Origin of the sequence: Actinotalea sp. JY-7885, assembly GCF_014525465.1 — a bacterium.
Taxonomy (GTDB): Bacteria; Actinomycetota; Actinomycetes; order Actinomycetales; family Cellulomonadaceae; genus Actinotalea.
The window spans coordinates 1-15,522 of the sequence record NZ_JACEXH010000079.1 but is presented as its reverse complement, the minus strand read 5'-3'; the positions used below and the strand labels follow the sequence as shown (position 1 = coordinate 15,522).

Below are 15,522 nucleotides of genomic sequence, written 5' to 3'. Positions count from 1 at the left end.
GCAGCAGGCCCGGCAGGGTCCCCATCTCGACGCCGCCGCGCTCACCGGCGCGACGCGGGATCCACGCGAGCCGCGCGCCCGTGCGCTCCGCGAGCCGCAGGACGGCGCTGAGGCCGCCCGGCACCGTCGCGAGGCGCTCGCCGACGAGGATGACCGACGAGGCGTCGAGGGCCGCGGCGGCCGCCGCCAGCGCGTCGCTCCCGCCGCCGGCCTCGGCCAGGGCGTCCAGCACCTCGGGCTCGGTGCCCGGGGCCGCCGCCAGCCACGTGGCGTCGAGGCGCTCCAGCGCCCGGCTCGCCAGGGGCGCGATCGAGAAGACCTTCGTGCGGTTCTTCTGCACGCCCTTGCGCAGGCGCAGGAAGACGATGCCGCCCTCGTCCTCGGGCTCGAACGCCACGAGGAGGGTCGTGGGCGCCGACTCGAGGTCCGCGAAGGTGACGTCCATGCGCGTCCCCGCGACGCGGTGGGCGAGGAACGCCTCCTCCTCCGCGGAGTGCGGGCGGGCGCGGTGGTCGACGTCGTTGGTGCCGAGGGCGACGCGCGCGAACTTCGCGTAGGCGTACGCGTCCTCGATGGGCAGCCGACCGCCGGGCAGCACGCCGACGCCGCCCGCGGCACGCGCCGCGGCCAGACCCTCGGCGGCGACCTCGAGGGCCTCCGCCCAGCTCGCCGGGCGCAGCTCGCCGGGCGTCCCGTCCTCGGCGCGGTCGCGCACGAGCGGGACCGTCAGCCGGTCCGGCATGCCCTGCCAGGTGAACGCGAAGCGGTCCTTGTCGGTGATCCACTCCTCGTTGACCGCGGCGTCCTCGGCGGCGAGCCGGCGCAGGACGACGCCCCGGCGGTGGTCCACGCGGATCGCCGCGCCGCTGCTGTCGTGCTCCGAGACGCCGGGCGTCGAGACGAGGTCGAACGGCCGCGCCCGGAAGCGGTAGGCGGCGTTGGTCAGCGCGCCGACGGGGCAGATCTGGATCGTGTTGCCCGAGTAGTACGACGAGAACGCCCGGCCGGACACGTCGAGCGTGGCCTGGCCGACGGGGCCGCGCGGGTCCACGGCCGGCTGGCCGACGGCGACCGGCAGGGGCGTGCCGTCCGGCTGCACCCCGCGGTACGTCTCGACGCGCTCCGCGCCCTCGAAGCCCAGCACGGCCGGGTCGAAGACACCGATCTGCTGGCGCACGCCGCGCTGCTGCAGGTCGATGAAGGGGTCGCCCGCGATCTCGTCCGAGAACCGCGTGCAGCGCTGGCACAGCACGCAGCGGTCCCGGTCGAGCAGGATCTCGGTGGAGATGGCCAGCGGCTTGGGGAAGACGCGCTTGACGTCGTGGAACCGGCTGGTGCCGTACCCGTTGCTCATCGTCTGGTTCTGCAGCGGGCACTCACCGCCCTTGTCGCAGGTCGGGCAGTCCAGCGGGTGGTTGATGAGCAGGAACTCGAGGTTGCCGTGCTGCGCCTTGTCCGCGATCGCGGAGGTGCGCTGCGTCCGCACGACCATGCCCGGCGTCGCCTCGAGCGTGCAGGAGGCCTGCGGCTTGGGCATCGGCCGCAGGTTGCCCTCGCGGTCGGGCGTGTGGACCTCGACCAGGCACTGCCGGCACGCCCCGACGGGCTGCAGCAGCGGGTGGTCGCAGAACCGCGGGATCGCGATGCCGAGCTCCTCGGCCGCGCGGATCACCAGGGTGCCCTTCGGCACGGAGACCTCGACGTCGTCGATGGTCAGCGTCACCGGCGGGACCGCGGGCGGCTGCGAGGCGGCCGCGCCGCCCGGGCCGGTCTGCTGGGTGCTCGTGGTCATGCTCCTACCGTTCCCGCGGTCACTCCGGACAGGGCGTGCACGTCGGCCTGCCCGCGGCGCGGCGCGTACTCGAAGAGGGCGGAGGCGGCCGGGTCGTACGGGCAGCGGCCGCCGGTGACGTGGGCCTCGAACTCCTCGCGGAACAGCGCGATGCCCGACGTCACCGTCGAGGTCGCCCCGTCACCCAGCGCGCAGAACGACCGCCCGAGGATGTTGTCGCAGACGTCGAGGAGGGTGTCGAGGTCCTCCATCGTGCCCGTGCCGGCCTCGAGCCGGGCCAGGATCTGCTTCATCCAGTAGGTGCCCTCGCGGCACGGCGTGCACTTGCCGCACGACTCGTGCGCGTAGAACTCGGCCCACCGCGTGATGGCGCGCACGACGCAGGTCGTGTCGTCGAAGATCTGCAGCGCGCGCGTGCCGAGCATCGAGCCGGCCGCACCGACCGACTCGTAGTCGAGCGGGACGTCGAGGTGCTCCGCGGTGAACAGCGGCGTCGAGGACCCGCCGGGGGTCCAGAACTTCAGCTCGTGGCCGGCGCGGACGCCGCCCGCCATCTCGAGGAGCTCGCGCAGCGTGATGCCGAGCGGGGCCTCGTACTGGCCGGGGCGCTCGACGTGCCCCGAGAGCGAGAACAGGCCGTAGCCCGCCGACTTCTCGGTGCCCATGGAGCGGAACCACTCCACCCCGTTCGCGATGATCGACGGGACGGACGCGATGGACTCGACGTTGTTGACCACCGTCGGACGCGCGTACAGGCCGGCGACGGCGGGGAACGGCGGCTTGAGGCGCGGCTGGCCGCGGCGTCCCTCGAGCGAGTCGAGCAGCGCCGTCTCCTCGCCGCAGATGTAGGCGCCCGCACCGGCGTGGACCGTGACCTCGAGGTCGTAGCCGCTGCCCATGACGTCCTTGCCGAGGTAGCCCTTGGCGTAGGCCTCCTCGACCGCGCGCAGCAGGCGCCGGTAGACGTGCAGCACCTCGCCGCGCACGTAGATGAACGCGTGGTGGCAGCCGATCGCGAAGGACGTGATCGCCACGCCCTCCACCAGGGACTGCGGGTTCGCGAGCATGAGCGGGACGTCCTTGCAGGTGCCCGGCTCGGACTCGTCGGCGTTGACCACGAGGTAGCGCGGCCCGCCGTCGGGCGCGGGCAGGAAGCTCCACTTCAGCCCCGTGGGGAAGCCGGCGCCGCCGCGGCCGCGCAGGCCGGAGTCCTTGACGGCCGAGACGACGTCGCCCGGCTCCATCGTCAGGGCCTTGCGCAGGCCGGCGTAGCCGCCGTTCGCCTCGTAGGTCGCCAGCGACCAGGACCGCTCGGCGTCCCAGTGCGCGGAGAGCACCGGGCTCAGGGTGGTGGCCATCACGCCTCCTTGCTCGGCTCGCGGCCGGTCGGGGTGTCGGCCGTGCCGCCCGCCGGCGGGGCCGACGGCGTGTCCGTGCTGGACGCCCGGCCGGCCGTCATCGACGTCGCGCCCGCACCGACGGCCTGCGCCCCGGCGTCGTCGGCGGCGTCCGCGTCGGTGCCCACCGGGGGCGCCGTCCAGCCCTGCTCGCGTGCCAGGACCGTGCCCGCGAGCGTCGCGGGACCCGCGCCGACGCCCTCGTCCGCGCGGCCGTCGCTGAACCCCGCCAGGACGCGGGACATCTGCTTGAACGAGCACACCGACGAGGCACCGCGCGTGGGCGCGACCTCGTCGCCGGCACGCAGCCGGTCGACGACCTCCTTGGCGGAGCCCGGGGTCTGGTTGTCGAAGAACTCCCAGTTGACCATCATCACGGGCGCGTAGTCGCACGCCGCGTTGCACTCGACGCGCTCGAGCGTGATCTTGCCGTCGTCGGTCGTCTCGTCGTGACCCACGCCGAGGTGGTCCGACAGCTCGTCGAAGATCGCGTCGCCGCCCATGACCGCGCACAGCGTGTTGGTGCACACGCCGACCGTGTACTCGCCGTTGGGGTGGCGCTTGTACTGCGTGTAGAAGGTCGCGACGGCGGACACCTCGGCCGTCGACAGGCCCAGCGTCCGCGCGCAGAACGCGATGCCGTCGGGGCTGACGTAGCCGTCCTCCGACTGCACGAGGTGCAGCAGCGGCAGCAGCGCCGACCGGGCGTCCGGGTAGCGGGCCGTCGCGGCGGCGGCGTCGGCCGTCATCCGCTCGAGCTTGGCGCCCTCGTAGGGCTCGTACGCGGTGGTGGTCATCAGCGGTCCACCCCTCCCAGCACTGGGTCGAGCGCCGCCACCGCGACGACGACGTCGGCCACCTGGCCGCCCTCGCACATCAGCGACACGGCCTGGAGGTTGTTGAAGGACGGGTCCCGGAAGTGGACCCGGTACGGCCTGGTGCCGCCGTCGGAGACGAGGTGCACGCCCTGCTCGCCGCGCGGGTGCTCGACGGTCTGGAACACCTGCCCCGCCGGGACGCGGAAGCCCTCGGTGACGAGCTTGAAGTGGTGGATCAGGGCCTCCATGGAGGTGCCCATGATCTCCTTGATGTGGTCGAGCGAGTTGCCCATGCCGTCCGAGCCGATGGCCAGCTGCGCCGGCCACGCGATCTTCTTGTCGGCGACCATGACCGGCCCCGGGCCCATGGCCTGGAGGCGGTCGGCGCACTGCTCGATGATGCGCAGCGACTGGTAGCACTCCTCGATCCGCAGCACGGTCCGCGAGTAGGAGTCGGCGTCGGTCGACGTCGGGACGTCGAAGTCGTACGTCTCGTAGCCGCAGTACGGCTCGGCCTTGCGCACGTCGTACGGCAGACCGGCGGAGCGCAGCACCGGACCGGTGATGCCCAGCGCCATGCAGCCGGCGAGGCCGAGGTGGCCGATGCCGACCGTGCGCGCCCGGTAGATGGGGTTGGCCAGCATGAGGTCGCCGAGCTGGGCGATGTAGTCCTTGACGACGGGGATCGCCTCGCGGACCGCGTCGAGCGCGCCCGGCGGCAGGTCCTGCGCGACGCCGCCCGGGCGCACGTAGGCCATGTTCATCCGCAGGCCCGTGACCAGCTCGAAGATCTTGAGGATCTCCTCGCGGGCGGTGAAGCCCAGGATCATGATCGTCGTGGCGCCGAGCTCGTTGCCGCCCGTCGCGAGGCAGACGAGGTGGGACGAGACGCGCTGGAGCTCCATCATCATCACGCGGATGACGGTGGCGCGCTCCGGGATGTCGTCCGTGATGCCGAGCAGCTTCTCGACCGCGAGGCAGTACGCCGTCTCCTGGAACATGTTCGCCAGGTAGTCCATGCGCGTGCAGAACGTGGGGCCCTGCACCCAGGTGCGGTACTCCATGTTCTTCTCGATGCCGGTGTGCAGGTAGCCGATGCCGCAGCGGGCCTCGGTGACCGTCTCGCCGTCGATCTCGAGCATGAGGCGCAGCACGCCGTGCGTGGACGGGTGCTGCGGGCCCATGTTGACGACGATGCGCTCCTCGCCGAGGCGAGCGGCCTCCTCGGCGATGTCGGACCAGTCGCCGCCGGACGCCTCGAAGCTCGGGATGCCGTCGGTCGAGCCGTCGACGATGTGCGGGCTCGCGTGGGGTGTGGACGTAGCCATCAGCTGTACGACCTCCGCTCGTCGGGCGGCGGGATGCTCGCGCCCTTGTACTGCACCGGGATCCCGCCGAGCGGGTAGTCCTTGCGCTGGGGGTGGCCGGGCCAGTCGTCCGGCATCTCGATCCGGGCCAGGCCCGGGTGGCCGTCGAAGACGATGCCGAAGAAGTCCCAGGTCTCGCGCTCGTGCCAGTCGTGGCCCGGGTAGACCGGGACGCTCGACGGGATGTGCGGGTCCGCCTCGCTCACCGCGACCTCGAGCCGCACCTTGCGCGAGTGCGTGACCGAGCGCAGCTGGTAGACGGCGTGCAGCTCGCGGCCCGTGTCGTGCGGGTAGTGCACGCCCGAGACGCCGAGGCCGAGCTCGAACCGCAGGTCCTGGTCGTCGCGCAGCGCCTGGCAGACCGTGACGATGTGCTCGCGGTGGACGTACAGCGTCAGCTCGTCGCGGTCGACGACGACCTTCTCGATCGCCGCGTCGAAGGGCGTGCCGCCCTCCTCGAGCACCTCGGCGAGGATGTCGACGACCTCGTCGAAGTACGAGCCGTAGGGACGCTCGCTCGGGCCGGGCATGGCGATCGTCTTGACCAGGCCGCCGAAGCCGGACGTGTCGCCGGAGTCCTGGGGGCCGAACATGCCCTCCCGGACGGCGATGATCTCGAGCTGCGGCGTGGCCGCACCCGCCGGGGCCGCCAGGTTCTGCCCGGCACCCTCCTGCGCGGTCTCGGTCGCCTTCTGCGCGGTCTCGGGGGACGCGGTGCCCACGACGGGCGTGCCCTTCACGCCGGCCGCCGCGTCCTTCGCGACCTGGGACGCGCCGGCCTGGGCCGAGGCGGTGTCGCCGGTCACGTGCTGGTCCTTCGGGGCGTCGGTCACCGCAGGAGGCCCTTCATCTGCGACGTCGGCGTGGCCTCGAGCGCCGCGGCCTCGGCGGCGCGCGCCGCCTCCTCGCGGTTGACGCCGAGCGGCGACGACTGGATCTGCTCGTGCAGGGCGAGGATCGCGTTGATGAGCATCTCCGGACGCGGCGGGCAGCCGGGCAGGTAGATGTCCACCGGGACGATGTGGTCGACACCCTGGACGATGGCGTAGTTGTTGAACATGCCGCCCGAGGACGCGCACACGCCCATCGAGAGCACCCACTTGGGCTCCGACATCTGGTCGTAGACCTGGCGCACGACGGGGGCCATCTTCTGGCTGACGCGCCCGGCGACGATCATGAGGTCGGCCTGGCGCGGCGACGCGCGGAAGACCTCCATGCCGAAGCGCGAGAGGTCGTAGCGCGCCGTGCCGGCGGCCATCATCTCGATGGCGCAGCAGGCCAGGCCGAACGTCACCGGCCACAGCGACGCCTTGCGGATCAACCCCGCGAGGTCCTCGATGGAGGCCAGCAGGAAGCCGGACGGTGCCTCTTCGATGCCCATGGCTCCCCTCCTCTCAGTCAGCTCGGTTCGCGGCGGCCCGGGGCCGTGCGACGGTCAGCGGTCGGGCGGTCGGTGCTCCGCCGGCCCGGTCGGGGCTCAGTCCCACTCGAACCCGCCGCGGCGCCACTCGTAGACGAACGGCACGGTGATCAGGACGAGGAACGTCATCATGGCGATCACGCCGAACATGGCGAGCTCCTGGAACGCGACGGCCCAGGGGTACATGAACACGACCTCGATGTCGAAGATGATGAAGGTCATCGCGACGAGGTAGTACTTGATCGGGAAGCGACCGCCGCCGACGGCGCCCGGCGTCGGGTCGATGCCGCACTCGTAGGCCTCGAGCTTGGCGCGGTTGTAGCGCTTCGGCCCGATGATCGCGCTCGCGCCGACGCCACCGAGGGCGAGGACCGCGGCGACGCCCATGAGGGCCAGGATCGGGATGTACGGGTTGGTCATCGTGCCCTCCGGTGCGGCGGGACGGTCGCAGCCTCCGCTGAGTCTCGTGCGCTCATGCGGCCGGCGCAATCCGGGTCAGTGCGTGGATGAAGCGGTCGGACAGGTCGCCCCCGCGAGGCTCCCACACGTCGGAGAGCAGCTTGAGGACGAGGCGCATCAGCGCGGGCCGCGGCAGGCCGTAGCGCGTGCACACGCGCATGACCTCGGGGTGCTCGATGAGCTTCACGAAGACGCGGCCGAGCGTGTAGTAGCCGCCGAGCTCGTCCGACATGATCCGCGGGTAGCTGGCGAGCGTGCGCTCGCGCTCGGCGGCCGTGCCGCGCGAGTGCGCCTGCGCGACGACCTCGGCGGCGCGACGGGCGGCCTGCATCGCGTACGCGATGCCCTCGCCGTTGAACGGGCTGACCATGCCGCCCGCGTCGCCCACGAGCATGAGCCCGCGCGTGTAGTGCGGCTTGCGGTTGAAGCCCATCGGCAGCGCCGCGCTGCGCACGGGACCCACCTGGTTCTCGGGCGTGAAGCCCCACTCGGCGGGGGTGTTCGCGACCCAGCGCTGCAGGAGGTCCTTGTAGTCGATCTTCGTGGCGGTGGCGCGGGAGCTGACGCTGCCGAGGCCCACGTTCGCGGTCCCGTCGCCGAGCCCGAAGATCCAGCCGTAGCCCGGCAGCAGGTTCGACTCCCCGGGCTTGCCGTCCCAGAGCTCGAGCCAGCTCTCCATCCAGTCGTCGTCGTGCCGGGGCGTCTGGTAGTACGTCCGCACGGCGACGCCCATGGGGCGGTTCGGGTTCTTCTCGATGCCGAGCGCGAGCGCGAGGCGGGCCGAGACGCCGTCGGCGGCGATGACCACGGGCGCGCGGTACGTGACCTCGTCACCCGCGCGGCGGCCGGCGGCGTCGACGGGGCGGGCGGTGACGCCGACCACGCGGCCCGTGCGCTCGTGCAGCACCGGGCCCGTGACGTTCATCTGCTCGACGATCGTCGCGCCGGCGGCGCGGGCGTGACGGGCGAGCGTGTCGTCGAAGTCCTTGCGGGTGCGGCTCACGCCGTAGCTCGGGAACGTGTCCGTCTCCGGCCAGGGCAGCTCGATGCGGTGCCCGCCCCCGTAGACGCGCAGGCCCTTGTTGCGGATCCAGCCGTCCTCCTCGCGCATGGGCACGCCCATCGCGACGAGCTCGCGCACGGAGCGCGGCGTGAAGCCGTCGCCGCAGACCTTCTCGCGGGGGAACGCGGTCTTCTCCAGCACGAGGACGTCGAGGCCCGCGACCGCGAGGTAGTAGGCGGCGGTGGATCCGGCCGGACCTGCGCCGACGACGATGACGTCTGCGTCATCGTGCTCGCGCTGCGTCCCCACGCCCTGCCTCGTCTTTGTGAAGGGATTCACTAACCGGTCGGCCCAGTCTAACTACCGCCCGAGACCGTGTCTGCGAAGGCTTACCTTGCTTGCCGGGTCGGGCCCGGAGGGTCCCTACGGCCGCGTCGCGCGGTGGAGCGCGACGACGCCGCCCGTGAGGTTGCGGTAGGCCACGTCGGCCCAGCCCGCCTCGCGCATGAGGCGGCCGAGGGCGTCCTGGTCCGGCCACTCCTGGATCGACTCGGCGAGGTAGACGTAGGCGTCCGGCTCCTTCGACACCGCGCGCGCGACGGGCGGCAGGGCCCGCATGAGGTACTCCAGGTACACGGTGCGGAACGGCGCGAACGTGGGCCGCGAGAACTCGCACACCACGACGCGGCCGCCCGGCTTGGTCACGCGCAGCATCTCGGTCAGCGCCGCGCGCGTGTCGACGACGTTGCGCAGGCCGAAGGAGATCGTCACCGCGTCGAAGGACGCGTCCGCGAACGGCAGGCGCGTCGCGTCGCCCGCCGTGAACGGCAGGTCCGGGCGGCGGCGCTTGCCGACCTCGAGCATCCCGACCGAGAAGTCGCACGGGACCACGCGCACGCCCGCGGCGTCGAACGGCTCGCTCGACGTGCCCGTGCCGGCCGCGAGGTCGAGCACGACGTCGCCCGGCCACGCGTCGACCGCGCGGATGGTGGCCGTGCGCCACCGGCGGTCCTGGCCCAGCGAGATGACGTCGTTGGTGAGGTCGTACCGCCGCGCGATGTGGTCGAACATCGCGGCGACCTCGTGCGGCTGCTTGTCCAGGCTGGCGCGGGGCATGGCGGACATCCTCTCAGGTCGCCGGGGTCGCCGCGGCGGGCGGCACCGGCCGCGCGGCATACGCTGGGGGGCGATGAGCCCCGACCTGCGCGCAGCCCGTGCGGGCGACGACGCGACGCCGCACACCCCCGCCGGGACCGCCGCCACCCTCCCCCAGCCCCTCGTCGCGCGGACGGTCCGGGTCGACGCCGACACCCTGCCCGACGACCTCACCGCGCTCCTTCCCGCCGAGGGCGGCCTCAGCTGGCTGCGGCGCGGCGACGGCCTCGTCGCGTGGGGCGAGGTGGCACGCACGACGTCGTACGGACCCGACCGGTTCGCGCTGGCGGAGGCCGCCTGGCGCACGGCCGCGGCGCACGCGGTGGTGCGCGACGAGGTGCGCGTCCCGGGGACCGGACCGGTCGCGTTCGGCTCCTTCGCCTTCGCCGCCGGCTCGCGCGCGGCGAGCACGCTCGTGGTGCCCGCCGTCGTGGTCGGCCGCCGGGGAGGCACGGCGTGGGTGACGACGATCGACGTCGGCGCGGCGCCCGGGACGGTGCGGCCCCGCCCGCTGGCCCCCGCCGCGGCGCCGGGGCCCGTCCGCTACACCGACGGGGCGCTCGCGAGCGAGGACTGGCAGGAGGCGGTCGCCCAGGCCGTGGAGCGGATCCGCGCGGGCGAGCTGGACAAGGTCGTGCTCGCGCGCGACGTCGTCGCCCGCACGACGGAGCCGCTCGACCAGCGCTGGGTGCTGCGCCGCCTCGCGGCCGACTACCCGTCGTGCTGGACGTTCGCCGTGGACGGCATCGTCGGCGCGACGCCCGAGCTGCTGCTGCGCAGCGAGAAAGGGCTGGTCACCTCACGCGTGCTCGCGGGGACCATCCGGCGCACGGGCGACGACGCGGCCGACCTGACGCGCGCGGCGACGCTCGCGCACTCCTCCAAGGACCTGGAGGAGCACGAGTACGCGGTGGAGTCGCTCACCCACGCGCTGGAGCCGTTCTGCTCGTCCGCCAACGTGCCCGAGACGCCGTACGTGCTGCACCTGCCGAACGTGCTGCACCTGGCCACGGACGTGACCGCCGTGCTGCGGACCGACGGCGAGGACGGCCCGCCGTCCAGCCTCGCGCTCGCCGCGGCGCTGCACCCCACCGCGGCCGTGGCCGGGACGCCGACCGCGGCGGCCTGCGAGCTGATCGACCGGATCGAGGGCATGGACCGCGGCCGCTACGCCGGTCCGGTGGGCTGGGTCGGCACGGACGGCGACGGCGAGTGGGGCATCGCGCTGCGCTCGGCGGAGCTCGACCCGGACGACCCGCACCGCCTGCGCCTGTTCGCCGGCTGCGGCATCGTCGCGGCGTCCGAGCCGGCCGCCGAGCTGGCCGAGTCCGAGGCCAAGCTCGAGCCGATGCGGCACGCGCTCGGCGACGGCTGAGCGCACGCCTCGCCGGCCGGCGCCGGCTCCCCCGAGACGCGCGAGGGCCCGGCCCGACGTCGGGGGGAACGTCGGGCCGGGCCGGTCCGTGGTCGGCCTGAGCCGATCGCGTCAGTCGTGCGGGCTCGTCAGCCGCGCTGTCCCTGCTCGCTCTGGCCGCCCTGCTCGCCCTGCGAGCCGGAGCGGCGGTCGAAGAGGTCGCCGCGGGGCCGGCGGTCGCGGTCGCCCTGCTCCTGCTCCTGCTCCTGGTTCGGCGTGGCCGACTTCTCCTCGCGCGTCGCGAGGGTGAGCGGGACGTCGAGCGCCTCGCCGTCGCGCACCACCGTCAGGGTGACCTCGGTGCCGGCCGGGAGCGCGCGGACGAAGGCCGTGAGCGACTCGGCGCCGCTGACCGGCTGACCGTCGATCGCCACGACGACGTCGCCGGTGGCGAGCTCGGCGTCGGCCGCGGGGGAACCGGCCGTCACCTGCTCCACCACCGCACCGCGGCGCGTGACGTCCTCGGCCGTGGCGGTGCCGTCGCTGAGCGCGACACCCAGGAAGGCGTGCTCGGCGGTGCCGTCCTCGATGAGCTCGGCGCCGATGCGGTCGGCGAGGTTCGCGGGGATCGCGAAGCCGAGGCCGATGGAGCCGCCCTGGCCGCCGCTCGAGAGCGTGGCGATCGAGGACGTGATGCCGACGACCTCGCCCGAGGCGTTGAACAGCGGACCACCGCTGTTGCCCGGGTTGACCGCGGCGTCGATCTGGATCGCGTTCGTCACGACCGTCTCGTCGTCGCCGCCGGTCGTCGAGACGGGTCGGTCGAGCGCGGAGACGATGCCGGTCGTCACGGTGCTGTCCAGGCCGAGGGGGTTGCCGACGGCCATGACGCCCTCACCGACGACGAGCTCGTCCGAGTCGCCGAGGACGGCGGGGACCAGGTCGTCCGGGGCGCCCTGGATCTGGATGACGGCGAGGTCGGTCGTCGGGTCGAGGCCGACGATCGTGGCCTCGTAGACGCGACCGTCCGCGAGCGTCACGCGCAGGCCGCCGTCCACCGCGTCACCGACGACGTGGTCGTTGGTGAGCACGTGGCCCTCCGCGTCGACCACGACACCGGAGCCGGTGCCGCTGCCGCTCTGGGTGCGGACGTCGATCGCCACCACGGAGTCGCGGACGGCGTCGGCCACCGCCTGCCAGTCCGGGTCCTGCGACGAGGAGCCCGCGACGGGGACGGTCGTGGACGACTCGTCGCGGCCGAGGCTCGCCACCGAGGCGGGCCGGGCGGCGGAGCCGTCGTCGTCCAGCGCCGCGGTGACGCCGAACGTCGCCAGGCTCGCGACGAGCGCCGTGCCGGCGGCGACGCCGACGACCGGCCACCAGCCGGGGCGCGTGGTGACGGGCCGCGACGGCGTGTGCGGGGCCTGGGTCTGGGGGGCCTGGGGCGCCGTCTGGTCGGCGCGGGGCTCGGGGTGCTGCTGTGGTGTCGTCATGGGTCCTCCCTCGGTCGTTGGATCCATGAGACCGCGCCAACCTCGGGCACCGCTGGGGCGTGCCTGGGAGTTTCCTGGGAGTCGGCGACGGTCCGGATCCCCTACGGCGACCTCATGACCGAGAGCGCCGTCATGGTGCTCGTGAACGGGATGGTCCTCGACCGATCCACCGTCGCGGCCACCCTCAACGGGTCTCCCGCATGGTCCTCCTACTCGATCGAGGAGGCTCAGCACATCGCGATCGGTGAGACGAGCGCGGCTCTCGTCTATCGAGCATCTGCGTCGAGACCCGGCCAGGGTGAACCGTTCACCGCGTTGATGACGAGCGTCTACACGGTCGTCGACGGTCGGCCCCGGCTGGCGCTCTACCAGCAGACCACGGTCACCCACGAGCGACGGCGGGCGGGCGCAGGCGGCGCGAGGGCGGGGGCGGCGGCGGCCGCTTGGCGCTGTGACGGGACGAACAGCGCCATGCCCTCATCACGTGTCGGATCATGCCGATCGCATCGTTACGATTCTCGGTGCGACGCGCCTCGGGTGACCGGACGGCCGCATGTCACGACCCCCCTCCGCACGGCCGTCCCCAGCGTGCCCCTGCTCCGTCCGCGCGCCCGCCCCCCGGCTCGCCCGCCCGTCCCTGTTCGGGAGCTCTCCCCCATGCCCAAGGTGCTGACCACCGGCCGCCCCTGGCACGTCATCCTCGTCTTCGCCGTACCGCTGCTCATCGGCAACGTCGTCCAGCAGCTCTACCACGTCGCCGACGCCATCGTGGTCGGGCGCGTGCTGGGCGTCGACGCGCTGGCCGCGGTCGGCGCGACCGGCGCGCTCACCTTCCTGATGCTCGGCTTCACGTGGGGCATGACCAGCGGCTTCGCCATCCCGACCGCGCAGGCGTTCGGCGCCGGTGACGCGGCCGCGGTCCGCCGGTCGGTGGTCGCGGGCACCATCCTGTCGGGCATCGGGAGCATCGCCCTGACGGCCGGCGCACCCGTCATCGCCGAGCCCGCCCTGCGCCTGCTCCGGACCCCGGAGCCGCTGCTCGCCGAGGCGACCGAGTTCACGGTGGTCATGTTCCTCGGCGGCAGCACGCTGATGTTCTTCAACTACCTCTCGGCGATCATCCGCGCCATCGGGGACTCGCGGACGCCGCTCGTCTTCCTCGCGATCAGCTGCCTGCTGAACATCGCCCTCGTGCTCCTCCTCGTCCCGGTCATCGGCATGGGCGTCGGCGGCGCCGCGCTCGCGACGGTCATCTCGCAGGGCGTCTCCGTCGCGCTGTGCCTCGGCTACGTCCGCCTGCGCGTGCCGGTGCTGCACGTGGGCCGCGCGGACTGGCGTATCGACCGTGCGGAGCTCGGCCGCCACCTGCGCATCGGCGTGCCCATGGGCTTCCAGATGTCGATCATCGCGATCGGCACCCTGGCGGTGCAGGTGCGCCTCAACCAGCTCGGCCCCGACGCGGTCGCCGCCTACACGACGGCGGCACGCGTCGACGGGCTCGCCGTCGCCCTGCTGCAGTCGCTGGGCCTGGCCGTCTCGACCTTCGTGGCCCAGAACCACGGCGCCGGGCGGCCCGACCGGATCCGGACCGGCGTCGTGCAGGCCGTCTGGATGTCGGTGGCCGGCTCCGTCGCCCTCGGCGCCGTCCTCGTGACCGGCGGCTCGGCGATCGTCGCCCTCTTCGTGGGCGAGGGCGAGGAGCGGGTCGTCGCGATGGCGGCCCAGTTCCTCATGGTCAACGGGGTGCTGTACGCGTTCCTGGGCGTGCTGTTCGTCCTGCGCGGCGCGCTGCAGGGCCTCGGGCGCACGCTCGTGCCGACGGCCACCGGCGTGCTCGAGCTCGTGATGCGCGTGGGCGCCGCCGTCGTGCTGGGCGCGGCCTTCGGGTTCACCGGCGTCATCTGGGCGAACCCGCTGGCATGGCTCGGCGCCGTCGCGCTGCTCGTGCCGGCCTACGTGCGCGCGCACCGCAGCCTGGCGACGGAGCGCGTCGTCGTCGGCGGGCTCGCCCCCGACGTCCTCGTCATGGACGGCCCGCACGAGGGCTCCGTCGTGATGGAGACCGTCGTCCCCGACGTCGAGGCGGTCGGGCACCACGACCACGCGCACGCCGACCAGGACCTCCGCGAGGACGCCACCGGGTCGCGCTGACACCACGCCGGTCCGTCACGTCCACGGCGCGACGGACCGGGTCAGCCGTCCGCGACGGCGCCGCGGACGGCCGCCGCGAGGGCGTCGCCCAGGGCACGGCGGCCGGCACGGTCGACCACCACCTCGACCACCTCGGTGCCGGCACCGGGCCGCGGCCCCGCCGCGAGCGCCGCGCGCAGCCCCGCGGCGTCGGTGACCCGGACGTGGCGCACGCCGTAGCCCGCGCACAGGGCGCCGAGGTCGGCGCCGTGCGGGGTGGCGAAGACGCGCTCGAACGCCCGGGCGTGCTCGGGCGCGCCGTGCTCGAGCGAGGCGAAGATCGACCCGCCGTCGTCGTTGGCGACCACCACCTGCAGGTCGGCCCGACGCTCGAGCGAGCCCACGAGCAGCCCGCCGACGTCGTGCAGGAACGTCAGGTCCCCGACGTAGGCGCGGACGGGCCGGCCGAGGCCGAGCGCGACGCCCGCGGCGGTCGAGAGCGTCCCGTCGATGCCGGCGAGGCCGCGGTTCGCGAGCACGACCGGCGGCTCGTCCCAGTCGGCCACGAGGTCCAGGTCGCGCACGGGGTTGCTCGACCCCACGACCAGCACGTCGCCGGTGGCGCCGGCGACCAGGGTGGCGACCGCGGGCCCCGTCAGCGCCGGTGCCGCGTCGAGGACCCCGCGCACGGCCGCCGCGGCGCTCGACCCGGCGCGCCGCCAGCGGCTGAGCCATGCGACGTCGCCCTCGAGTCCCCCGGCGAGCAGGAGCGGTGGCACCTCGGTGAGGACCTGGTCGGCCGACCGCATGGCGTCCGGCCACAGCTCGCCCTCGGGTGCCACGACGAGGACCTCGACGTCGGCCCGCCCGAGCAGCTGCTGCACGGGACGCGACAGCGTCGGCCGGCCGAGGACGACGACGCGCCGCACGGCGCCCCCCAGGTCGGGCTCCGGGAGCAGCAGCCGGTAGGCGACGACCGCGTTCGGTCCGCCGCGCGCGCCCGACGACGGCTCGGCGAGCAGCGGCCAGTCGTTCGCCTCCGCGACCCGGCGCGCCAGCGGCCCGGCCCCGTCCCCCGCGACGACGACGGTCGGCACGCCGCCCGCGCGTCGTGCCGTGTCGGCGGGTGCGGCA

General features: G+C 73.8%; 13 protein-coding genes and 1 pseudogene. 3 read left to right on the top strand and 11 right to left on the bottom strand.

Features of this window, described 5'->3' with window-relative positions:
- The 9 genes from IDM29_RS09115 to IDM29_RS09075 form a co-directional block, all read right to left on the bottom strand.
- A partial coding sequence (locus IDM29_RS09115; protein ID WP_188037439.1) for an NADH-quinone oxidoreductase subunit G occupies positions 1-1,792 on the bottom strand: 1,792 nt, incomplete at its 3' end.
- On the bottom strand, positions 1,789-3,150 hold the full coding sequence (gene nuoF / locus IDM29_RS09110; protein ID WP_182112101.1) for an NADH-quinone oxidoreductase subunit NuoF: 1,362 nt from the start codon (positions 3,148-3,150) through the stop codon (positions 1,789-1,791). The genes nuoF and IDM29_RS09115, both read right to left, overlap by 4 nt.
- A complete protein-coding gene (nuoE, locus tag IDM29_RS09105; protein ID WP_188037438.1) occupies positions 3,150-3,986 on the bottom strand; it encodes an NADH-quinone oxidoreductase subunit NuoE in 837 nt (278 codons plus the stop codon). Before nuoE ends, nuoF begins: the two co-directional genes overlap by 1 nt.
- The gene (locus IDM29_RS09100) at positions 3,986-5,335 is read right to left on the bottom strand and encodes an NADH-quinone oxidoreductase subunit D (RefSeq protein ID WP_182112103.1); all 1,350 of its coding nucleotides are present in this window, start codon (positions 5,333-5,335) and stop codon (positions 3,986-3,988) included. Before IDM29_RS09100 ends, nuoE begins: the two co-directional genes overlap by 1 nt.
- Positions 5,335-6,096, bottom strand: a complete 762-nt coding sequence (locus IDM29_RS09095) for an NADH-quinone oxidoreductase subunit C (protein WP_182114293.1) — start codon at positions 6,094-6,096, stop codon at positions 5,335-5,337. Before IDM29_RS09095 ends, IDM29_RS09100 begins: the two co-directional genes overlap by 1 nt.
- Positions 6,097-6,203: 107 nt before the next feature.
- Positions 6,204-6,755, bottom strand: coding sequence for an NADH-quinone oxidoreductase subunit B family protein (locus IDM29_RS09090; RefSeq protein WP_182112104.1), 552 nt, complete (start codon positions 6,753-6,755; stop codon positions 6,204-6,206).
- A 96-nt stretch (positions 6,756-6,851) separates the two neighbouring features.
- Positions 6,852-7,214, bottom strand: coding sequence for an NADH-quinone oxidoreductase subunit A (locus tag IDM29_RS09085; RefSeq protein ID WP_182112105.1), 363 nt, complete (start codon positions 7,212-7,214; stop codon positions 6,852-6,854).
- A gap of 52 nt (positions 7,215-7,266) precedes the next feature.
- Positions 7,267-8,565: a geranylgeranyl reductase family protein gene (locus IDM29_RS09080; protein WP_182112106.1), complete on the bottom strand. Its 1,299-nt coding sequence runs from the start codon at positions 8,563-8,565 to the stop codon at positions 7,267-7,269.
- A gap of 114 nt (positions 8,566-8,679) precedes the next feature.
- Positions 8,680-9,372: a demethylmenaquinone methyltransferase gene (locus IDM29_RS09075; RefSeq protein ID WP_182112107.1), complete on the bottom strand. Its 693-nt coding sequence runs from the start codon at positions 9,370-9,372 to the stop codon at positions 8,680-8,682.
- A gap of 73 nt (positions 9,373-9,445) precedes the next feature.
- Here IDM29_RS09075 and IDM29_RS09070 point away from each other — a divergent pair, with 73 nt between their 5' ends.
- A complete protein-coding gene (locus IDM29_RS09070) occupies positions 9,446-10,786 on the top strand; it encodes an isochorismate synthase MenF (protein ID WP_188037437.1) in 1,341 nt (446 codons plus the stop codon).
- A 128-nt stretch (positions 10,787-10,914) separates the two neighbouring features.
- Here the strand turns inward: IDM29_RS09070 and IDM29_RS09065 are convergent, their stop codons facing one another.
- Positions 10,915-12,258 carry a S1C family serine protease gene (locus IDM29_RS09065; protein WP_255500081.1) on the bottom strand — a complete coding sequence of 448 codons (1,344 nt, stop codon included), beginning with the start codon at positions 12,256-12,258 and terminating at the stop codon, positions 10,915-10,917.
- Between the two features lie 114 nt (positions 12,259-12,372).
- On the opposite strand from IDM29_RS09065, the pseudogene IDM29_RS17775 reads away from it, so the two are divergent.
- A pseudogene (locus IDM29_RS17775) lies at positions 12,373-12,549 on the top strand (DUF4440 domain-containing protein); the annotation flags it as partial.
- 366 nt (positions 12,550-12,915) lie between these two features.
- The gene (locus IDM29_RS09060; RefSeq protein ID WP_188037435.1) at positions 12,916-14,409 is read left to right on the top strand and encodes an MATE family efflux transporter; all 1,494 of its coding nucleotides are present in this window, start codon (positions 12,916-12,918) and stop codon (positions 14,407-14,409) included.
- A 41-nt stretch (positions 14,410-14,450) separates the two neighbouring features.
- Here the strand turns inward: IDM29_RS09060 and IDM29_RS09055 are convergent.
- Positions 14,451-15,522: thiamine pyrophosphate-dependent enzyme (locus IDM29_RS09055; protein WP_255500080.1), on the bottom strand; the 1,072-nt coding region annotated here is incomplete at its 5' end.